The 21,652-nt window shown below is 64.9% G+C and carries 16 protein-coding genes; 13 read left to right on the forward strand and 3 right to left on the reverse strand.

Annotated features, from left to right (window positions below):
* The first annotated feature begins 3 nt into the window (after window positions 1-3).
* The 5 genes from pbpC to BRA1417_RS0123510 all read left to right on the forward strand — a co-directional run bounded on the left by pbpC (window position 4) and on the right by BRA1417_RS0123510 (window position 5,915).
* The gene (gene pbpC / locus BRA1417_RS0123490; protein WP_245286264.1) at window positions 4-2,130 is read left to right on the forward strand and encodes a penicillin-binding protein 1C; all 2,127 of its coding nucleotides are present in this window, start codon (window positions 4-6) and stop codon (window positions 2,128-2,130) included.
* A 50-nt stretch (window positions 2,131-2,180) separates the two neighbouring features.
* Window positions 2,181-3,923 (forward strand): glycosyltransferase family 39 protein, encoded by a 1,743-nt coding sequence (locus tag BRA1417_RS0123495; RefSeq protein ID WP_027517908.1) that lies wholly within the window; start codon window positions 2,181-2,183, stop codon window positions 3,921-3,923.
* Window position 3,924: 1 nt separating this feature from the next.
* Window positions 3,925-4,770, forward strand: coding sequence for a phosphatase PAP2 family protein (locus BRA1417_RS0123500; RefSeq protein WP_027517909.1), 846 nt, complete (start codon window positions 3,925-3,927; stop codon window positions 4,768-4,770).
* A 63-nt stretch (window positions 4,771-4,833) separates the two neighbouring features.
* Window positions 4,834-5,580, forward strand: coding sequence for a glycosyltransferase family 2 protein (locus BRA1417_RS0123505; protein WP_027517910.1), 747 nt, complete (start codon window positions 4,834-4,836; stop codon window positions 5,578-5,580).
* A complete protein-coding gene (locus tag BRA1417_RS0123510) occupies window positions 5,577-5,915 on the forward strand; it encodes a lipid-A-disaccharide synthase N-terminal domain-containing protein (RefSeq protein WP_027517911.1) in 339 nt (112 codons plus the stop codon). The genes BRA1417_RS0123505 and BRA1417_RS0123510 overlap by 4 nt, the downstream gene beginning before the upstream one ends.
* A gap of 10 nt (window positions 5,916-5,925) precedes the next feature.
* On the opposite strand, the gene BRA1417_RS0123515 is transcribed toward BRA1417_RS0123510, so the two are convergent.
* Window positions 5,926-7,617, reverse strand: coding sequence for a Na/Pi cotransporter family protein (locus BRA1417_RS0123515; protein ID WP_027517912.1), 1,692 nt, complete (start codon window positions 7,615-7,617; stop codon window positions 5,926-5,928).
* 133 nt (window positions 7,618-7,750) lie between these two features.
* On the reverse strand, window positions 7,751-8,935 hold the full coding sequence (gene metC / locus BRA1417_RS0123520; RefSeq protein WP_027517913.1) for a cystathionine beta-lyase: 1,185 nt from the start codon (window positions 8,933-8,935) through the stop codon (window positions 7,751-7,753).
* Between the two features lie 395 nt (window positions 8,936-9,330).
* Between metC and BRA1417_RS0123525 the strand changes: the two genes are divergently transcribed.
* From BRA1417_RS0123525 to BRA1417_RS0123550, 6 genes are all read left to right on the forward strand, one after another.
* Window positions 9,331-10,347, forward strand: a complete 1,017-nt coding sequence (locus BRA1417_RS0123525) for an amino acid ABC transporter substrate-binding protein (protein WP_027517914.1) — start codon at window positions 9,331-9,333, stop codon at window positions 10,345-10,347.
* A gap of 25 nt (window positions 10,348-10,372) precedes the next feature.
* Window positions 10,373-11,578, forward strand: a complete 1,206-nt coding sequence (locus BRA1417_RS0123530; RefSeq protein WP_027517915.1) for an amino acid ABC transporter permease — start codon at window positions 10,373-10,375, stop codon at window positions 11,576-11,578.
* Window positions 11,575-13,095, forward strand: coding sequence for an amino acid ABC transporter permease (locus BRA1417_RS0123535; protein ID WP_027517916.1), 1,521 nt, complete (start codon window positions 11,575-11,577; stop codon window positions 13,093-13,095). The genes BRA1417_RS0123530 and BRA1417_RS0123535 overlap by 4 nt, the downstream gene beginning before the upstream one ends.
* 11 nt (window positions 13,096-13,106) lie before the next feature.
* Window positions 13,107-13,844, forward strand: coding sequence for an amino acid ABC transporter ATP-binding protein (locus tag BRA1417_RS0123540; RefSeq protein ID WP_007591212.1), 738 nt, complete (start codon window positions 13,107-13,109; stop codon window positions 13,842-13,844).
* A gap of 232 nt (window positions 13,845-14,076) precedes the next feature.
* Window positions 14,077-16,317, forward strand: coding sequence for a glycosyltransferase family 41 protein (locus tag BRA1417_RS0123545; protein WP_027517917.1), 2,241 nt, complete (start codon window positions 14,077-14,079; stop codon window positions 16,315-16,317).
* Between the two features lie 135 nt (window positions 16,318-16,452).
* On the forward strand, window positions 16,453-16,986 hold the full coding sequence (locus tag BRA1417_RS0123550) for a DUF805 domain-containing protein (RefSeq protein WP_027517918.1): 534 nt from the start codon (window positions 16,453-16,455) through the stop codon (window positions 16,984-16,986).
* 21 nt (window positions 16,987-17,007) lie between these two features.
* Here BRA1417_RS0123550 and BRA1417_RS0123555 read toward each other — a convergent pair whose 3' ends face one another.
* Window positions 17,008-18,042 (reverse strand): cysteine synthase A, encoded by a 1,035-nt coding sequence (locus BRA1417_RS0123555; protein ID WP_027517919.1) that lies wholly within the window; start codon window positions 18,040-18,042, stop codon window positions 17,008-17,010.
* 722 nt (window positions 18,043-18,764) lie between these two features.
* On the opposite strand from BRA1417_RS0123555, the gene BRA1417_RS0123560 reads away from it, so the two are divergent.
* A complete protein-coding gene (locus BRA1417_RS0123560) occupies window positions 18,765-20,249 on the forward strand; it encodes an efflux transporter outer membrane subunit (protein ID WP_027517920.1) in 1,485 nt (494 codons plus the stop codon).
* Entirely contained in the window at window positions 20,239-21,636 is a 1,398-nt protein-coding gene (locus tag BRA1417_RS0123565) for an efflux RND transporter periplasmic adaptor subunit (protein ID WP_027517921.1), read from the forward strand. Before BRA1417_RS0123560 ends, BRA1417_RS0123565 begins: the two co-directional genes overlap by 11 nt.
* The last annotated feature ends 16 nt before the right edge of the window (window positions 21,637-21,652 follow it).

Genomic DNA, 21,652 nt, shown 5'->3' on the forward strand with positions numbered 1-21,652 from the left:
AAGATGAGCGGGAGAGAAAATTTGGATGGCCGGGATGAGCCCGGCCATGATGGAGCAAGGAGCAGGGGCCATCGCCTCCTCTCCGGCCTCGCGCTCACGCTCATCGTCGCCATCGTCGGCTTCGTCGCCTGGGCTTACTCCCTCGGTCCGCTGCCTTTCGATGAAGCCCGCCAAGTTTCCACCACCATCGTCGACCGCAACGGCAAGCTGCTGCGCGCCTATGCGATGGCGGACGGGCGCTGGCGGCTACCGGTCGAGACAAAAGCGAACGTCGATCCGACCTATCTGAAGCTGCTGCTCGCCTATGAGGACCAGCGCTTTTACGCACATGACGGCATCGACCCGCTGGCACTGGGGCGCGCTGCGTTTCAGCTCGCGACGAGGGGCCACATCGTCTCGGGCGGCTCGACCATCTCGATGCAGCTCGCGCGGCTGATGGAGCCGCGGCGGCAACGCTCGCTCTATGCAAAGCTGCGGCAGATGGTGCGTGCGATCGAGATCGAGCGCAGCTTGAGCAAGGAGCAGATTCTCGACCTGTATCTCGCGCTCGCGCCGTACGGCGGTAACCTCGAGGGCATTCGCGCCGCCTCGATCGCCTATCTCGGCAAGGAGCCGAAGCGGTTGTCGCTGGCTGAGGCCGCGTTGCTGGTCGCGCTGCCGCAATCGCCGGAGACCCGCAGGCTCGATCGCTATCCCGATGCGGCGCGCAAAGCGCGTGACCGCGTGCTCGACCGCATGGTCGAGGAGCAACAGATCAGCCTCGATGATGCCAAGCAGGCCAAAGCCGTTCCCGTGCCGAAACTGCGCAAGCCGATGCCGCTCCTGGCGCCGCACGCCTCCGATGCGGCGCTTGCGACGGTCAAGGACGCGCCCGTCATCAAGCTGACGCTCGATGCCAACCTCCAGAAGGTGCTGGAGCCGCTGGCGCGCGACCGTGCCATTGCGCTGGGACCGAACATCTCGGTCGGGATCATCGTCGTCGACAATGAGAGCGGCGACGTGCTCGCGCGCGTCGGCTCGGCGGATTATTTCGACGAGCGCCGGGCAGGGCAGGTCGACATGACCCGCGCCATCCGCTCGCCGGGCTCGACGCTGAAACCGTTCATCTACGGGCTCGCTTTCGAGGACGGCTTCGTTCATCCCGACAGTCTGATCGACGATCGGCCCGTGCGCTTCGGCTCCTACGCCCCGGAGAATTTCGACATGACGTTCCAGGGCACGGTGCCGGTAAAAAAGGCGCTGCAGCTGTCGCTGAACGTACCCGCGATCGTCCTGCTCGACCGCGTCGGCGCGAGCCGGCTGGCCTCTCGGCTTCGCCAGGCCGGTGGCAATCTCGTTCTGCCCAAAGACGAGGCGCCGGGACTAGCCATGGGCCTTGGCGGCGTCGGCGTGACGCTGCAGGACCTCGCCCAGCTCTATGCGGGCTTCGCCCGGCTCGGCACCACCAGGCCACTGCGCGAGATCATGAGCGACAGGGACGACCGCGAGCCGCTGCGGCTGCTCGATCAGGTCGCGGCCTGGCAAGTGGGCAATGTGCTGCTCGGCACCCCGCCGCCGGAGAACGCAGCTCACAACCGCATCGCCTTCAAGACCGGCACCTCCTACGGCTACCGCGACGCCTGGTCGATGGGCTTCGACGGGCGCATGACCATCGGCGTCTGGGTCGGCCGGCCCGACGGTGCGCCGGTTCCAGGCCTGATCGGGCGCGTTGCCGCCGCGCCGATCCTGTTCGACGCCTTCGCCCGCACCGGCAAAACGCTCCTCCCGTTGCCGAAGCCACCGAGAGGAACTCTCGTTGCCAGCAACGCCAAGCTGCCGTTGCCCTTGAGGCGCTTCCGCCCGGTCGGGGATCTGGTGCGGACCGGGGGCGAACAGGCCCTGCACATCCAGTTTCCCCTGAACGGCTCGCGGATCGACGTCGATCGCACAGGTGGCGAGGGGGACGCAGCCATGCCGGTCAAGGTCGCCGGCGGCGTTCTGCCCATGACCGTCATGGTTAACGGAACGGCGCAGGGTGAGATCGACGGACGTCGCCAGCGTCTGATCGATCCGCCCGGTCCGGGCTTCGCGCGGCTGACCGTCATCGATGCCACGGGCGCCGCGGACACAGTCGTCATTCGAATTCAGTGACGCTGCCTCAAGCGGTTGTGGCGATGGCGGTTTCAGCGTAAGCGGAACCGATGGCCGAAACCTACCCAGCACCCCGTTTTGGAGCTCCCCGCGAGCCGAAATCCCCGGTGAATCCGGGCAGCCGGCTCGTGTCCATGTTCGACATCGCCACGGCCAGCCACGTCCGCGCGGTTGCCTTCCTGCTGCTGTGCGCGTTGCTGCTATTCCTGCCGGGCTTCTTCACGATTCCGCCCGTTGACCGCGACGAGGCGCGCTTTGCGCAAGCGACCAAGCAGATGGTCGAGAGCGGCGATTATGTCGACATCCGCTTCCAAGAGGACGTCCGCTACAAGAAGCCGGTCGGGATCTACTGGCTGCAAGCGGCCGCGGTCGAGACCGCATCGGCGCTCGGTCTGCCGCGGGCCGAACTGCGCATCTGGGTCTATCGGCTGCCGTCGCTGATCGGCGCTATTGGCGCCGTGCTCATGACCTATTGGACGGCGCTCGGCTTCGTCACGCGGCGCGCCGCGGTGCTTGCAGCCCTTCTGATGTGCGCCTCCGTGCTGCTTGGTGTCGAGGCGCGGCTTGCGAAGACCGACGCCATGCTGCTGTTCTGCGTGGTCGCCGCGATGGGCGCGATGGCACGGGCGTATCTGTCGTGGCAGCGCGCCGAGGACGAGACGCATCCGCCCTGGAGCTGGCCCGCGATCTTCTGGACGGCTCTCGCTGTCGGCATCCTGATCAAGGGCCCGCTGATCCTGATGTTCGCAGGCCTGACCATCATCGCGCTCGCGATCCAGGACCGCGATGCCTCCTGGCTGTGGAAGCTGCGCCCGCTCTGGGGCCTGATGTGGATGCTGGTGCTGGTGCTGCCCTGGTTCGTCGCGATCTTCTGGCGCGCGGGCGACGCCTTCTTCGCCGACTCTGTCGGCGGCGACATGTTGAGCAAGTTGGGCGCGCAAGAATCCCACGGCGCGCCGCCCGGACTATATCTGGTGCTGTTCTGGATCACGTTCTGGCCCGGCGCGCCGCTCGCGGCGATGGCGGCGCCCGCGGTCTGGCGCGCGCGGCGCGAGCCCGGCGCGCAGTTCCTGCTGGCCTGGCTGGTCCCGTCCTGGATCGTGTTCGAGGTGGTGCTGACCAAGCTGCCGCATTACGTGCTGCCGCTGTACCCTGCGATCGCGATCCTCACCGCGGGCGCGCTCGAGCGGCGGGTGCTGTCGTGGTCCTGGCTGATGCGCGGCTCGGCCTGGTGGTTCGCGATCCCCGTTGGCGGCTCGATCATCGCGGTCGTCGGCACGGTGATGCTGACGCGGCAGCCTGCTTTCGTGGCGTGGCCGTTCATCGCGGCCTCGCTGATCTTCGGCCTGTTCGCCTGGTGGCTCCACGACAACAATCACGCCGAGCGCTCGCTTCTCAACGCGCTGGTCGCAGCCCTGATGCTCGCGGTGACAGTCTACGGCATCGTGCTGCCGTCTCTGACGCCGCTGTTTCCGAGCATCGAGATCGCACGCGCGCTTCGCAACGTCACCTGCGTCGGCCCGAAGGCGGCCGCGGCCGGCTATCACGAGCCAAGCCTCGTCTTCCTGACCGGCACGCAGACGGTGCTCACCGACGGTTCGGGCGCGGCGGATTTCCTGCGGCAGGGGAGTTGCCGTTTCGCGCTGATCGAGCAGCGTTCGGAGCGCGGCTTCGTGCAGCGCGCCGAGGCGATCGGGCTGCGCTACAAGGTTGGTACGCGCATCGACGGCTACAATTTCTCGCAAGGGCGTGCGATCTCGATCTCGATCTTCCGCTCGGAAGGCACCGAGTAGGATGTCGGCACCCACCGACATCGCGCCGCGCGCGAGCTATCCCGCGCAATTGCTCGCGCTGTCGGGGCGCGCCCTGGCGCAGCTCGTGCGTACGCCCTCGCATTCGCGCCGCGCCGAGGCCGCGCGAAAGCTGGCGCGGCATTCGCTGTGGCTCAGTGCGGCAGGTGCAGCCCTCGTCATCGCGCTGATGGTCGTGTTCGACCTGACCGAGATCCAGCTGATGCCGGCGCGCGGCACGCCGGGCCTGTGGCCGATCCGCATCCTGACCGATTTCGGCAAGGACGAGTATGTGCTCTCCGCGCTCGGGGGCGGGCTGGTGGTGCTGGCGCTGGTTGCTGCGGGATTGCGCGGCAGAAGCCGCGCGTTGCTGCTCGGCCTCGGCACGCGGCTGCAGTTCATGTTTCTGTCTGTTGCCGTGCCGATATTCGTCGCCGAGATCCTGAAATATCTCATCGGTCGAGGACGTCCGTTCGTCGGCGGCAAGGCCAATCCGTTCAACTTCATGCCGTTCGAGGGGACCGGGGCCTATGCCAGCCTGCCGTCGGGTCATGCGGTGACGGCGTTCGCGCTGGCGTTCGCGGTCTCGGCGCTGTGGCCGCGCCTGCGCGTGTTCATGTTCACTTACGCGATCGTGATCCTGCTGACGCGACTGGTGCTGCTTGCGCACCACCCGAGTGACGTGGTGGCCGGCGCCCTGGTCGGCATGGTCGGCGCCATGGCGGTGCGCTACTGGTTCGCGGCCCGCAGGCTCGGCTTTGCCATCCGTGCCGACGGCACCATTGTGCCTCTTGCAGGGGCGGTCTCGGGCCGCCTCAAAAGGGTTGCCCACGGGGCATCCGCCCCATAAAAGCGGCTGCCTGCCGGGCCCGCCGGTTCCCGAGCCAAGCCAATTCCAACCACGAGCTTCGATTTGTCGTCTCAGCCTTCGGTTTTCCAGCCCTCGGTTTCCATCGTCGTTCCCGTGCGCAACGAAGCCGACAACATCGTGCCGCTGATCGAGGAGATCGGCGCGGCGCTCGACGGCCGCTGGGCCTATGAGATCATCTACGTCAATGACGGTTCGACCGACGCGACCGGCGAACGGCTCGGCGCGGTCATGAAGCAGCGGGACAATCTGCGCCAACTGCGCCATGCCAAATCAGGCGGCCAATCCGCGGCCGTGCGCAGCGGCGTGCGTGCGGCACGTGGGGCGATCGTGGCGACGCTCGACGGCGACGGCCAGAACAATCCGGCCTTCCTGCCGGACCTGATCGCGGCCGTCGAGAACGGAAGCAAGGTCGGACTCGCCGCCGGACAACGCGTCGGCCGCAAGGATACCGGCTTCAAGAAATTCCAGTCGCGCGTCGCCAACGGCGTCCGCAACGCGATCCTGAAGGACGGTACGCGCGACACCGGCTGCGGCCTGAAGGCGTTCCGGCGCGAGGTGTTCCTGATGATGCCCTATTTCGACGGGCTGCATCGCTTCCTGCCGGCGCTGGTGCGCCGTGAGGGTTTTGAGATCGCCTATGTCGACGTGATCGACCGCCCGCGACATTCCGGCGTGTCAAACTACGGTTTCTTCGACCGGCTGTGGATCGGCATCATGGATCTCGTGGGCGTGTGGTGGCTGATCCGCCGCAAGAAGCCGACGCCGGATGTGACTGAGGTGACGGCATGATCATCCAATACGGTCAGGCGCTGAGCAATTATTTCTACGACGTCTTCGTGGCCAAGTTCGACTTCTGGCTCGCGTTCGGCCTCGTCGCGCAGCTGTTCTTTACCGCGCGCTTCCTGGTGCAGTGGATCGCGAGCGAGCGCGCCGGCAACAGCGTGGTGCCGATGGCGTTCTGGTTCTGCTCCATGGGTGGCGGGCTGATGACGCTGGTCTATGGCGTCGTCAAGCGCGAACCCGTGATTATCCTCGGCCAGGCGCTGGCCACGGTGATCTACATCCGCAACATCATGCTGATCGTGAAGAACCGCGGCCGCGCGTCAAAAACGCTGGAGCGCTGATCCAAGGCGACTAGCGCGGCAACGCTGACGCCGCGCCCGTTGCGGGCAGGGCGGCCGTCTCCGCCTCGTGCCTGCGATGGGGCTCGCCGGCCGCGTCGAGCACGGGATAGGCGACCGAGCAGATGTGCGAATGGATGCGGCGCAGGTCTCGTAGCACGTCGAGATGCAGCGAGGTGGTTTCGATGGTCTCCGGGCGGCCCTCGCGCAGGCGGTCCAGGTGGCGCTCGACGGCGGCAAGCTCGGTGTTGCGCAGCGCCGTTTTCTCCACCAGCAGCTTGCGTGCCTCGTTGGCGTCGCCCGACATGAAGACGCCGAAGGCGATGCGCAGCGAATCCATCGTGCGCTTGTGGAAGGCGGCGAGCTCCTCGGCGCCCTCGGGCGAGAACTGGAAGCGGCGCTTGATCTTCTTGGTCGCGAGCTCGCTCAGGCTCTTGTCGATGATGTCGCCGATATGTTCCAGATTGATGGCGAAGGAGATGATCTCCATCGCGCGCCGGCCCTCGCTTTCGTCGAGGCTGCCCCGCATGAGTTTCGTCACGTAAAGCTTGATGGCTTCGTCGAGGCCGTCGACGATGTTGTCCATCTTCGAGACCTGGTCGACCAGCGCGCGGTCGCCGCTCATCATCGCCGCCATCACCTTGCGCAGCATGATCTCGACGAGATCGCCCATGCGCAGGGTTTCGCGGCCGGCATCGGCCAGTGCCAGCGACGGCGACTCCAGCGCGGTCTCGTCGAGATAGCGCGGCCGGGCCGGATCGGCCTCCTGAACACGATCGGGCAGGAGCCGGGTCAACAGGCGCGACATGGTGTCGAGCAGGCCGATGAAGATAATGGCCGTGCCGACGTTGAAGGCGATATGGAACGCCGCCGTCATCCTGGCGAGATCCGGCTGCCAGGCGTGCATGTGCTCGGCGATCGGGCTCAGGAAAGGCAGGACCAGGGCGATCCCGATCACGCGATTGACGAGATTGCCCACCGGCAGGCGATAGCTGGCGGGATCGTCACGCTTGGCGCCTTCGAATACGGGATTGATGGCGCTGCCGAGATTGGCGCCAAGCACCAACGCGAGCGCCGCGTAAGGCGAGATGAACTGCGAATAGGCGAGTGACATGATCAGCAGCACGCTGGCGACGCTCGAATGCACCGCCCAAGTGACGAGCGCCGCGATTACGATGCACAGAACGGGATCGCCGGTGATGGAGGACATCACGACGCGGACGCCCGGTGCGTTCTCGGCCGGCGCCAGCGTGTTGAGCAGAATATGCAGCGACAGCAACATCAGTCCGAGACCGATCAAGACACGGCCGACATCCTTGATCCGCGAGCGCGGGCCCACGCGGAAGGCGACCAGTCCGAGCACGAACAGGACCGGCGCAAGAGCGGCGATGTTGAACGACAGCACCTGCACGATCAACGTCGTGCCGACATTGGCGCCGAGCATGATGGCGAGCGCGGTGACCAGGCTGAGCAGGCCCTCGGCTGCGAACGAACTCGTGAGCAGCGCAGTCGCGGTGCTGCTCTGGAGCAGCGCAGTGAGGCCGAGGCCGGCGGCGAACGCGTTGAAGCGGTTACCAAGCGCCTTGCCGAGCAGCCGTCGCAGGTCCGGGCCAAAGGCGCGCAGAATCCCGCTGTGGACCATGTGCAGGCCCCACAGCAACAGCGCCACGCCGCCCATCAGATCGAGCAGTACCAACGTTCCCATGCTCCGAGTCCGGATTGGAGTCGATTGGTGAGGCTAGCGCCAAATGCTTGAGGTTCAAACCATTTGTTGGCGCGTCGGCGTTAACGTTTGCGGCTTCTGCACGTTCCCCCGGCGCGATGCCTTGTGAGCAGGCTCACATTGCTGCCTTGAGGGCAGCGAAGCCGCGATCGAGGTCGGCCTTGAGGTCGTCGACGCTTTCGAGCCCGATATGCAGGCGCAGGGTGGGGCCGCCCGGCGCCCACTTGGTCGCGGTGCGATAGGCGTCGCAATCGAAGGGAATCACCAGGCTCTCGAAGCCGCCCCAGGAGAAGCCCATGCCGAACAGTTTGAGCGTATCGAGCATGGTGTCGACCGCCTTCTGCGGCGCCGGCTTCAGGACGATGCTGAACAGGCCCGACGCGCCCGTGAAGTCGCGCTTCCAGATCGCATGGCCGGGATCAGTCTCGAGCGCCGGATGCAGCACACGCGCGACCTCGGGACGGCTCGCAAGCCAGCGCGCCATGTCGAGCCCGGAGCGATGATGCTGCGCCAGCCGCACCGACAGCGTACGCAGGCCGCGCAGTGCCAGGAAGACGTCATCGGGACCGGCGCAGACGCCGAGCAGGCGGATGCCTTCGGCGATCTGCGGCCAGGCCCTGGCATTAGCCGAGATGGTGCCGAACATGATGTCGGAATGGCCGCCGATATATTTGGTGGCGGCCTGCATGCTGATGTCGACGCCCTGTTCGAGCGAGCGGTGATAGAGCGGCGTCGCCCAGGTGTTGTCGTCGATGACGAGCGCGCCGCGCCCATGCGCGACCTCGGCGATGGCGCGGATGTCCGGCATCTCGAACGACTGCGAGCCGGGCGCCTCGACCAGAACGGCGCTTGTGTTGGGCCTGAACAGCTTGTCGATGCCGGCGCCGATCATCGGATCGAAGTAGGTGGTCTCGACGCCGTAGCGGGTGAGCATGCCGTTGCAGAAATTGCGCGAGGGCCGATAGACGTTGTCGCAGACCAGGATGTGGTCGCCGGCCTTCAGCACCGAGAGCAGGGTGGTCGAGATCGCCGACAGCCCCGACGGCACGATGCCCACGCCGGCGCATTGCGGCCCCTCCAGAGCCATCAGGGTCTCCTGGAACGCACGGGTCGTCGGCGTGCCGTGCCGGCCATACTGGAACTCGCCGCGATGGGCGTGCAGGTCCTCGGCGGTCGGATAGAGCACGGTCGAGCCGTGGAAGACCGGCGGGTTGACGAACCCCTTCTGCGCCTTGGTGTCGCGGCCGGAGGTGACCAGCCGGGTCTCGGCATGCTGCTCGGAGGGGTGTGAGGAATCCATGCGTCTGCTTTCAAAACCGCGTTTCCACCAGGCGCGCTGCGCCCGCGGGCTGGCCGAAAGGCCGCTGTCGTTAATAACAGAACACAGAAGAGTCCCGTCAACCCCTTGACCCGGCACGCCAGCCGTTCTGTTATCGCAGGTGCTATTCAGTCGCCGCATGTTGAGGGGCCTGCCGCGACCTTCGATCCATCGCCTGACCGGACCATGCGCCACAGCCGTAACGGCGGGCGCCTTTCGGCGAGGATTAAGGTAGGGCCTCCCGGGATCGGCGGGTGATCGGCAAGGTTTTTCAGCATGACTCTTGCAGGGCTGCTTTTGATACGGCTAGCCCTGGCAGAGACGATCGCAAAGACAACGTTCCTGACCTTGAGACGACTTTGAAAGGCCCAAAGCCCATGAAACGCGTAACCCTGGCTCTCACTCTCGCTCTCGCCGCCGGCCTGACTGCCCAAGCCGCCGATGCGCAAACGCTCAAGACCGTCAAGGACCGCGGCATGCTGTCCTGCGGTGTCAGTCAGGGCCTGCCCGGCTTCTCCTCGCCGGACGACAAGGGCAACTGGACCGGGCTTGACGTCGACGTCTGCCGCGCGATCGCCGGGGCGATCTTCAACGATCCGACCAAGGTCAAGTACGTGCCGCTCTCCGCCAAGGACCGCTTCACGGCGCTGCAATCCGGCGAAGTCGACGTGCTGTCGCGCAACACCACCTGGACCATCTCGCGCGACACCTCGCTCGGCGCCAACTTCACCGGCGTGACCTATTATGACGGGCAGGGCTTCATGGTGAAGAAGTCGCTCAAGGTGAACTCGGCGCTCGAGCTCAACAGCGCCTCGGTCTGCGTCCAGACCGGCACCACGACCGAGCAGAATCTCGCCGACTACTTCAAGGCCAACAACATGAAGTACGAGGTGATCGCGTTCGGCACCAACGACGAAACGGTCAAGGCCTACGAGGCCGGGCGCTGCGACGTCTTCACCACCGACCAGTCGGGGCTGTACGCCAACCGCCTGAAGCTTGCCAATCCCGGTGATCACATGGTGCTGCCGGAAATCATCTCGAAGGAGCCGCTCGGACCAATGGTCCGCCACGGCGACGACCAATGGTTCGACATCGTGAAATGGACGCTGTTTGCCATGATCACCGCCGAAGAGCTCGGCGTGACCGCGAAGAACGTCGACGAGAAGACGAAACAGGAAAATCCGGAGTTGAAGCGCGTCCTCGGTACCGACGGCAATTTCGGTGAACAGCTCGGCCTGAGCAAGGACTGGGTGGTGCGCATCGTGAAGGCCGTCGGCAATTACGGCGAGGTGTTCGACCGCAACGTCGGCGCAGGCTCGCCGCTCGGTATCAATCGGGGGCTCAACAATCTCTGGAACAAGGGTGGTCTCCAGTACGCGCCGCCGATCCGCTGACCCCGCCTGACCCGCGCTCGCGGCGATGAGCATCGAGGCCCGCAAACCCCCGCCCCAGATCGCGCTGAAGATCAGGCGCGTGCTGGGGGGCAAGACAGGCTGGAACGGCATCGCCGTCCAGTTTGCCTTCGCTGCGATTCTGGGCTGGATCGCCTATGAAATCGTGTCCAACGCCCGCGCCAACCTCGAGAACCAGCACATTGCCGCCGGCTTCGGCTTCCTCGCGAACAATGCCGGTTTCGACGTCAATCAGACGCTGATCTCATATACCGGCTCGGACACGTTCCTGCGCGTGTTCCTGGTCGGACTCCTCAACACGCTCGTGGTCTCGGTGGTGGGCATCGTCTTTGCCACCGTGATCGGCTTCATCGTTGCGCTGTGCCGGCTGTCGCCCAACTGGCTGCTCGCACGCATTGGCGAAATCTACGTCGAGGTCATCCGCAACTTGCCGGTGCTGTTCCAGATCCTGTTCTGGTACCTGGCGGTGCTCGCGGCGTTGCCCAATCCACGACAGAGCATTTCGCTGCTCGGAATCGCCTTCGTCAGCAATCGCGGTCTCGTCATTCCCCGTCCAATCGGCGAGAGCGGCTTCGAGGCGTTTCTTGCGGTGCTGGCGCTCGGCATCGTGGCTTCGGTGGCGCTGCGCATCCATGCGCGCCGGGCGCTGTTCCAGCGGGGGCAGATGATCCGGATCTGGCCCTATGTGCTAGGCCTGCTGTTCGGACTGCCGCTCGTCACCATACTGGTAGCGGGTCTGCCCTTCAGCTTCGAGCTGCCGCAGCTCAAGGGCTTCAATTTCGCCGGCGGCTCGCGGATCATCCCGGAGTTCGTGGCGCTGACGTTGGCCTTGTCGACCTATACGGCTGCCTTCATCGCCGAGATCGTGCGCGCGGGCATCCTCTCCGTCCATAGCGGGCAGATGGAGGCGGGATCGTCGCTAGGCCTGAGCCGCGGCACCACGCTGCGCCTGGTGGTCGTGCCGCAGGCGATGCGCGTCATCGTTCCGCCGCTGACCAACCAATATCTCAACCTCACCAAGAATTCGTCGCTGGCCGTCGCGATCGGCTATCCTGACCTCGTCTCGGTGTTCGCCGGCACGTCGCTGAGCCAGACCGGGCAGGCCATCGAGATCATCGCCATGACGATGGGCGTCTATCTCCTGATCTCGCTGATCACCAGCGCCGTCATGAGCGTCTACGGCTGGCGCATCAGCCGGAGTCTCGGCGCATGAGCGATATCACCTCGTCCAGCTTCGTCCGCCAGGATCTTCTCGATGAGCGTCCCGCGCCGGTGAAGACCACGGGCTTCGTCGGCTTGGTGCGGACGCGCCTGTTCAACTCGCCGACCAATATCCTGCTCACGATCGTCGGCGCCTTGCTGCTGTGGTTCACCATCATTCCTTCCGTCAGATTCCTGATGGTCGATGCAGTCTGGACGGGCAAGGATCGCACGGCCTGCCTCGCCGAGAACGCCGGATTTGCGGTCGGCGCCTGCTGGCCCTACATCCAGGCCAAGCTGCCGCAACTGATCTACGGCTTCTACCCCGAGGCCGAACGCTGGCGGGTCAACCTCACGCTGGTCCTGTCAGTGGTCCTGTTGGTGCCGTTGCTCATTCCGCGGCTGCCGTCGAAAGGATTGAACGCAGGCCTGTTCTTCTTTGCGTTTCCAGTGGTCGCATTCTTTCTACTGCATGGCGGCGGCATCAAGGGATTTGGCCTGAGCTGGACCGCTGACCTGCTGCAATTGTTCGACGACAGCATCCTCGGCGCCGGGCAGGCTCTGCTCGGTCTCGGCAAGACGTCCACTGCCGCACCGCTGCTGTGGGTCGTCGGCAATGTCATCGTGCTCGTGGGGACCGTGATCTACTGGCTGATCTTTCCGCTGACCTGGCTGCGTGACCAGCTGCAGGGGACGGGCCAGTCGGTCTGGACCGATTTCGCCGTCACCGCCGCGGTCGTCTCGCTGATCGCCTTCGTTCTCGGCGGCGGGCTCCGCACCGGGGGGCGGGCCCTGACATCCAGCATCGCCACCTTCGTCGCCATCGCAATCGTGATCAAGCTGATGGGGCTCGATCACGGCGGACTGCCGATCGTGCAGACGAACCTGTGGGGCGGACTTCTGGTGACGCTGGTGGTCTCCGTCACGGGCATCGTCACCTCCCTGCCGATCGGCATTGCGCTGGCGCTTGGCCGCCGCTCCAGCATTCCGCTGATCCGGATCTTCGCGATCGCCTTCATCGAGTTCTGGCGCGGCGTGCCGCTGATCACCGTCCTGTTCTTCGCCACCTACATGCTGCCGCTGTTTCTGCCGGGCAATTTCACGGTCGACGGGTTGGTGCGTGCGCTGATTGGCATTTCGCTGTTCACGGGCGCCTATCAGGCCGAGAACGTCCGCGGCGGGCTGGCTGCGATCCCGCGCGGGCAGGGCGAGGCGGCCGCGGCTTTGGGGCTGTCCTGGTGGAAGACGACCTCGCTGATCGTGCTGCCGCAGGCGCTGCGCCACGTCATTCCGAACCTCGTCAACAGCTTCATCTCGCTGTTCAAGGACACGTCGCTGGTCTCGATCGTGGCGCTGTTCGATCTGCTGGGCTCGCTTCGGGCGTCGTTCTCGGACCCAAAATGGTCGTCGCCGTCGACCGCTTTCACCGGGTTCGCCTTCGCCGGGATCATCTACTTCATCTTCTGCTTTGGAATGTCGCGCTACTCGCTCTTCGTCGAGCACCGCCTCAACGCTCACCGCCGCAACTGATCGAGGTCACCATGTCCGACCCCATCGTCAAGATTTCCGGCCTGAACAAATGGTACGGCGAGTTTCACGTGCTGCGCGACATCGACCTTGCGGTCGAGAAGGGCGAGCGCATCGTGATCTGCGGCCCCTCCGGCTCGGGCAAGTCGACGCTGATCCGCTGTATCAACGCGCTCGAGGAATTTCAGGAAGGCGAGATCGTCGTTGACGGCATCGAGCTCGGGCCGAACCTGAAGCACGTCGATGCGGTGCGGCGCGAAGTCGGCATGGTGTTCCAGAGCTTCAACCTGTTTCCGCACCTGTCCGTGCTGGACAATTGCACGCTGGCGCCGATCTGGGTGCGCAACATCCCCAAGAAGGACGCCGAAGCGGCGGCGATGAAGTTTCTGGAGCGGGTCAAGATTCCGCACCAGGCCAACAAGTTTCCGGGACAGATGTCCGGCGGTCAGCAGCAGCGCGTCGCGATTGCCCGCGCACTGACGATGAACCCGAAGGTGATGCTGTTCGACGAGCCGACCTCGGCGCTCGACCCCGAGATGGTCAAGGAGGTGCTGGACACCATGGTTGACCTCGCCGAGGAGGGCATGACCATGCTGGTCGTCACCCATGAAATGGGCTTTGCCCGCGAGGTCGCCAACCGCGTGGTGTTCATGGACGCGGGCCAGATCATCGAAGCCAACACGCCCAACGAGTTCTTCGCGGCCCCGCAGCACGCCCGCACAAAACTGTTCCTGAGCCAGATCCTGCGCTGAGTACCTGCAATCCGCTGGCGTCGCCGGTCTAACCGACCCGCCAGCTTGGCACGAGGCCGGTTACCGAAAGTTCTGGCGCGACTATTGTGCCGCCGCCTCGAATGACGCCGACGCCGCGTAGGCGAGGCCTAGTTGGGCACCAGCATCTTCCGGAAATCGCGGGGCCGCCTAAACCGGCGGCCCTGGCCGCGAATCAGCTAGAATCGTCCCGGGTATCCTCCGGAGAGAATCCTTGCAGAGCAGCGGCGCCGGGGCGCGCGCGTTCCAGAACGCGCGATTGCAGAAGAAATTGAAGAAGCAGGCGGACGCGATCATTTCGAGCGCGAATGCGGCCTATGGCCAGGGGCGGTATGCGGAGACCGAGGCGCTCTGCCGCCAGATCCTGAATGAACTTCCGGAGCATTTCGGCGCCTTGCACCTGCTTGGCTTGGGCGCATTCGCAAGCCGACATTTCGAGGCAGCGAAACAGGCACTCAAATATGCCGTGACGGTCGACCCACGCTCCGCACAAGCTTTTTCCGATTTGGGAGCCACGCATTTCGCACTTGGGGAATATGAGGACGCGCGTACGTCCCTGGAGCGGGCCATCGCGTTGAAGCCCAGCTTCCCGCTGGCCTTGGCCAACCTCGGCAATACCTTGTTGCACCTAAACCGCGTCGAGCAGGCTATCGAAATGTACGATCGCGCAATCGGGCTGAAGCCCGATCATGCCGATGCGCTCTGCAATCGCGGACTGGCAGAGCTCGCGCTGCGCCAGCTTGATCGCGCCAAACGGAGCTTCGAGCGCGCACTGTTGTTTCAGCCGCGAAACGTGGAAGCGCTCGTCGGCAAAGGTCTGGTCAATATCGAACTCAGAAACTTCGAAGAGGCCAAAGGTGCGCTGGAGGCGGCGCTCGCGATCAGGCCGGGTTCGGCGAAGATCCTGGCGAACCGTGGACGGCTCAATCTTGAGACGTCGAGGTTGGATCAGGCGGCGGCAGATTTTGACGCGGCCCTTGCGCTTGCGCCCAAGCTCGAGGTGGCCTTGCAGGGGAAGGCACAAGTCGCGCTCGCCATGGGAAATACGGCGCAAGCTATTCTGGCCTGCACCACGCTGCTGGAGGAATATCCGCGCTCCGCGGTCGCTATGGCGCTCTTGAGCGCTTGCTTTGCAAACCAGGGAGAGATCGCATCAGCGATCGAGCTACTCGATGCGGCGCTGGCCATTGTACCGGATGCCTCCTTGATCGGGCGGAAGATCTTCTTTCTCGACTATCTCTCCGACGCCGATTTCACGGTCCAGCAGGCCGCACGAAAGCAGTGGTGGGACGCGATCGGCTCGAAGTTGCCGCGAAGGACTCTTGCCCCCCGGCAGCTCGATCCCGACAGGCGGATCGTGGTTGGCTATGTTGCTGCCGAGTTTTGGCACCATTCGGCGGCGTTCACCCTGTTGCCGGTGCTCAGTCGTCACGATCACGCCAAATTCGAGATCATCTGCTATTCGTGCTCGCCGGTAAGAGATGAGATGACCGCCGCATTCAGGTCCTCGGCGGATCTCTGGGTCGACGCCTGGCAGCTTTCGGACGACGAACTGGCCGATCGCATTCAGACCGACAAGGTCGATATCCTGATCGACGTGTCCGGGCACACGACCGGCAACAGGCTCCACGTCTTCGCCCGCAAGCCAGCTCCCATCCAAGTCTCGGGGTTTGGTCACGCCACGGGCACGGGCCTTCAGACCATGGACTACGTGCTCGCGGATCCCGTCTTCATTCCGGAATCGGCGCGCCATCTGCTGGCTGAAAAGGTCTACGACCTGCCGTGCCTGATCACGATCGATCCCATTTTGGATGTACCTGCATCGGAGCCTCCCATGCTCCGCAACGGCCATGTCACCTTCGGCGTGTTCAACCGCATCTACAAGATCTCGGACGAGGCCATCCGCGTGTGGTCGAACGTGATGCGCGAGGTGACCGGATCGAAGATCGTCATCAAGCATACCCTGCTCGACGATCCCATGCTGCGCGATAGTCTGATGGCGCGGTTCGTGGCACAGGGCGTTGCCGAGGAGAATGTCATCTGCCTGGGCTCGTCACTACGCCACGAGCACCTGCGGGCGTTTGCGAACGTCGACATATCGCTCGACACGTTCCCGCAAAACGGCGGCGTCAGCACCTGGGAATCGCTCTATGCAGGCGTTCCGGTCGTGGCCAAGCTCGGCAACGGCGCCTCATCGCGTGCCGGCGGTTCGATCGTGGCTGCGGTCGGTCTCGACGACTGGGTCGTCGAGCATGACGAGGGCTATGCGGCGATCGCCTGCAAATATGCGGCGCAGCCGGCGCATCTGGCGAAGTTGCGCAGCGAGTTGCCGGCTCGGATCGCAGCGTCCCCCGCCGGCAACGTCGAGACCTACACGCGCAGCGTCGAGGCGGGTTACCGCCAGTTCTGGCGCGACTATTGTGCCGCGGCTGCCGATGCCAACGAGGGCGCCTGACGCTGCCGGGTGGGGCGAAGCCTCGAATTTCGCCGGCCAGCTTAGTCGTCCGGAAACCATGCGCCGGTGCGCGACCGTGCCGGTTCATGGCTCCGAAAGCTATTTCTGGGCATATGGCGCCAAAAGGGTGCGCCAATGCTCGGTTTCCTCTTCGGCTTGAACGCACGGCTCGGGCGATTGCATTTCTTCCTCGCCACGGTCGCGCTTGCGATCGTGATGACGGCGATCTGCTTTGCAATCGCAATGGCCGTGCTGCGCAACACCTCGCCCGGCGCGATCCGGCCTGAGGACCTCACCAGCAGCTGCGCGATGATCGCTTCGATCGTCTTCTTCGGAGTTGCGACCTTCACGCTGCAATCGATGCGCATCCGCGACATAGGCTGGGATCCGGTCTGCGTGGTGCCTGCCTGGTTTGCGCTCATGATCGTCGACCATGTGGTCGCGGGCCGGTTTCCGGCCTGGGCGATCGGGCAGGAACACCAGGCAACGACGGTCGGCGCGCTCGTCAACCTCGCGCTGATGCTTGCGCTCGTGTTCTGGCCGAGCGGCGACGGCGAAGGCTCCTACGGCGCTCCCCTCCCGCCGCGCACACGCGCGAACAAGCCCTCGCTATCGAACGAGCGCCTCGCGCGGGTGTCGCAGGGATCGTCGCGGCCGACCTGGAGTTAGACGGCCGGCTTCCGGAACGTCCTAGACGAAGGGCAGCTTGATGTTGCTGCGCTTCTCCAGCCATTCCGGCACAGGAAGGCTCTTGGCGCGCATGAAGTCGGCGTTGAACAGCTTCGACTGGTAACGGCTGCCGGAATCGCAGAGCACGGTGACGATCGTCTTGCCGGGCCCGAGCTGTTTCGCGAGACGCATCGCGCCGGCAACGTTGATGCCGGTCGAGCCGCCGAGGCACAGGCCCTCGTGCTGAAGCAATTCGTAGATCACCGTCACCGCTTCGGCATCGGGAATGAGATAGGCGTCATCGACCTTCGCGCTCTCGACGATTGCGGTAGCCCGATTGAGGCCGATCCCCTCGGTGATCGAGCCGCCCGGCGTTGCCTTGGCATCGCCCGTTCTGAAATATTCGTACATGCCCGCGCCGTGCGGGTCGGCGCAGGCGATCCTGACGTCCTTGCTCTTCTCTTTCAGGAAGCGGCTAGTGCCGGCGAGCGTGCCGCCGCTGCCGACCGAGCAGACGAAACCGTCGATCTTGCCGCCGGTCTGCTCCCAGATCTCGGGACCTGTGGACTCGTAATGCGCCTTCGCATTGTCGAGGTTGTTCCACTGGTCGGCGAACAGCACGCCGTTCGGCTCCGTCTTGCGCAACTCGTCGGCGAGGCGGCGGCCGACATGCTGGTAGTTGTTCGGATTGGAATAGGGCAGGGCCGGCGATTCCAGCAGCTCGGCGCCGCACAGCTTCAGAAAATCCTTCTTCTCCTGGCTCTGCGTCTCCGGGATCACGATCAGGGTGCGGTAGCCGCGCGCGCTGGCCACGACCGCAAGGCCGATGCCGGTATTGCCGGCGGTCGATTCCACCACGAGACCGCCGGGCTTGAGCTCGCCGCGCTTCTCGGCCTCGAGGATCATCCATTTGCCGGCGCGATCCTTCACTGACTGGCCGGGATTCATGAACTCGGCCTTGCCCAGGATGGTGCAGCCGGTCAGTTCGGAAGCGCGCTTGAGCTGGATCAGCGGAGTGTTGCCGATGGCTTCGACAACGTCGTTTTTGATGGTCATGTCAGGGGAAATCACTGGCAAAGGGGTTGATCAGGTTGGCCAGAACCTAGTGCTTGGGCGGTCAAAGGGGAAGGCTTTTGCGCTGCGGCGAAACCGGCGAAATTGCCCGTAGGCAGAGAAAATTTGGAAGGAGAGAACGCCCATGCTGCTGCTGTGCTACGCCGCGGGATTTCAGTAGGAGGATGTGGCCGGCCTCTGCCAAAACATGGAAGATAAGGATCGTCACCAGCGCATTTTCGCCGTGAGGCGTCGCCGTCGAAGAGTGCGGATGGTGCGCGGGAGGCGGTCGCCATATCGGCATGACGAACGCCTGTTCGTTTCGGACAATGGACGACCTCGCGAGAGTGGCCGGGCCCGGTTTCGAGACCGGACTGAAGCCGCAGCGCGGGCGTGCAGGCGGATTGAAGGGGATTGGCGTCGGTGTGGCGGCAATATCACATGAAATCTTGGTAAGCTCGAACACACTCGGGGACGGCCCTGAAATTCAAAAACCGCCTGCAGGACAGCATCCTTTTGTATTTTCCTAGTTCTAAGATCGTCGTGCTTTGGCGGGCATCTCGCAACTGCGGGACTGTCGCGCAGTTGCGCGCCCGGCTAGTATGGGCGACAGGTTCCGCAGAAAGCATCACCTCCGTGAAAGAGTTGTCCAAAGCCCCCCGACTGTGCCGCCGCGAATCGGTTACTGCGGCGGCGCCGTGGCGGCTCGATCTGCCCGGCGGGGGGTGTGTGTGACACAGGATGTTCCTGCGACCGCCGTGCGGCGGTCTTCAGGCGCCACGTCCCGGACGCGACGTGCGGCGCGCTGGCTTGCGGTCGCTTGCCTCGCCGCCGGCTCGGGCGCGTGCGTGCTGACACAGGATCTTCCTGATCCCGCGCTCGACGTTCCCACGCAGTACAAATACGCCGGCAAGGCGGATGCGCCGCCATCGCTGGATTGGTGGCGCAGCTTCCGCTCCGCGGAGCTGACACAGCTGATGGAAGAGGCGCAGACCGTCAATCTCGACATCGCCGCCGCCGTCTCGCGCATCGTCGAGGCCGACGCGCAGGCGCGGCAGGCGGGTGCGGCGCTGCTGCCGAGCCTTTCCGGCACCGGGCAGGAGGCCTATTCACGCACCTCCGGCTCCTCCGCCTCCGGGCTCACCAATGGCGGCCGTGAGGTCGTCAACTACCAGGCTTCGCTGAGCGCAAGCTACCAGCTCGATTTCTGGGGTCAAAATCGGGACGCCCTGCAAACGGCGGAAGAGACGGCAAACGCCAACCGCTTCGATCGCGACGTGGTTGCGCTGACGACGCTTGCAGGCGTCGCCAACGCCTATTTCCAGGTGCTGGCCTCGCAGGATCGCATCCGGACCTCACAGCGCAACATCGCGAGCGCACAGCGCATCCTCGATGCCGTCAGGGAACGGCGTAAGGCCGGCACCGGCACCGACCTCGACGTCGCCCAGCAGGAGAGCGTGCTCGCAAACCAGAAAGCACTGGTGCCGCCGCTGCGTCAGACGCTCGACCAGAACGTCAATGCGCTTGCAGTCCTGGTGTCGCGGCCGCCGGAGAGCGTGCGCGTGCTCGGCGGCTCGCTGAACCGGATCGCAATTCCCCGCGTGACGCCCGGCCTGCCGTCGGAGCTCCTGACGCAGCGGCCCGACATTCGCCGGCAGGAGGCCCAGCTCGCCTCCGCGACAGCGAACGTCGGCAATGCCCGCGCGCAATTCTTTCCGACCATCCAGCTCACCGGCAATGGCGGCTATCAGAGCTCGGCCCTGGTCTCGCTGTTCCAGCCGCATGCGGCGTTCTTCCAGCTGGTTGGCAGCGCGACGCAGCCGATCTTCGACGGCGGCAAGATCCTCGGCAATTTCGAGTTTGCCAAGGCGCGGCAGGACGAATTGCTGCAGACCTACCGCAAGACCATCATCCAGTCCTTTGCCGATGTCGACAATGCGCTGTTCTCGATCAAGCAAACCACGATCAGGCTGCAATTGCAGCGTGACGTCCTCAACGCCTCCCGCCGCGCCTTCGATCTCTCCGAGCAGCAGTTGCGCGCGGGCACCGCCGACATCGTCACCGTGCTCAATACGCAACTGACTCTGTTCCAGGCGGAGGACGCGCTGTCGCAGGCGCAACTTGCCCGCCTTCTTGCTATCGTCAGCCTGTATCAGGCGCTCGGCGGCGGCTGGGAGCCGAGGATGGAGAAACCGGTCAATGCTCTTTAAGCCGGATACGAAGCAGGGCGCGAAGGAGGGAACGGCGAAGACGTCGCGCGGGCGCGGCTTCGTCATGACCCTGATCACGCTGGCGATCCTCGGCGGGCTCGGCTACTACGGCTGGACCACCTGGCACCAGCAGCCGCAGCAGGCGAACGGCCGCAATCAACGGCCGGATCTGCCGGTACCGGTGCTGGCGGCGACGCCCCGCATCCAGGACGTTCCCGTCTATCTCGACGGCGTCGGCGCGATCCGCGCACTCAACACCGTGACCGTCCGCTCGCAGGTCGACGGCAAGCTGATCGCGGTCAATTTCACCGAGGGACAGGACGTCAAGAAGGGCGACGTGGTCGGCGAGATCGACCCGGCGCTCTACCAGGCGACGTACGATCAGGCTGTCGCCAAGAAGGCGCAGGACCAGGCCCAGCTCGCCAACCAGCGTATCGACCTCACGCGCTACGAGCAGCTCGCCGCATCCAATGCCGGATCCAAGCAGCAGGCCGACACCCAGCGCGCGCTGGTCGCTCAGACCGAGGCCCTTGTGAAGGCCGATCAGGCCGCGATCGACAATGCGGCGGCGACGCTAAGCTACACCAAGATCGTGGCGCCGATCTCGGGCCGCGCCGGCCTGCGCCAGGTCGACCAGGGCAACATCATCCACGCCTCCGACACCACCGGTCTCGTCGTGATCACGCAATTGCAGCCGATCGCGGTGTGGTTTAGCCTGCCGCAGCAGCAGATCATGCGGATCAACGCCGCGGCGGCGAAGGGCACGCTCGCGGTCGACGTGTTCGGCAATGACGGCCTCACCGTGATCGACACCGGCAAGCTCACCGGCATCGACAACCAGGTCGACCAGACCACGGGAACGCTCAGGCTCAAGGCCGAATTCCCCAACGCCAATTACCAGCTCTGGCCTGGCCAGTTCGTCAATGTCCGCCTCAAGGTCGAGACCTTGACACAGGCGCTGGTGGTGCCGACCTCGGCCGTGCAGCGCGGACCGATCGGCACGTTCAGCTATGTCATCGGCGAGGACAACGTGGTTGCGGCCAAGCCGGTGACGGTGACGCAGCAGAACGAGCATGACGCCGTGATCGCCAGCGGCCTCTCGGCGACGGACAAGGTCGTGACGACGGGCTTTGCCAATCTGTCCGATGGCTCCAAGGTGGTCATCGGCCGCGACGACCAGACGCCGTCGGCCGATCTCGCGCCACGCAAGCGCTCGCGCGGCCCGGATGGTCAGAAGAAGGATGGCGCCAAAGACGGCCAGAAGGACGGGCAAGATAAGGACGGCGAGTTCCGCGCGAAGCGCAAGAGCAGCGAAGGCGACCAGAAGGGCCAGACCGGACCGGCACCAGGGCCGGGTGCATCGGGAAGTGGAGCCAAGCAGCCATGATCCCGACAACAGCCGC

It is taken from the genome of Bradyrhizobium sp. WSM1417, from assembly GCF_000515415.1.
GTDB lineage: Bacteria > Pseudomonadota > Alphaproteobacteria > Rhizobiales > Xanthobacteraceae > Bradyrhizobium.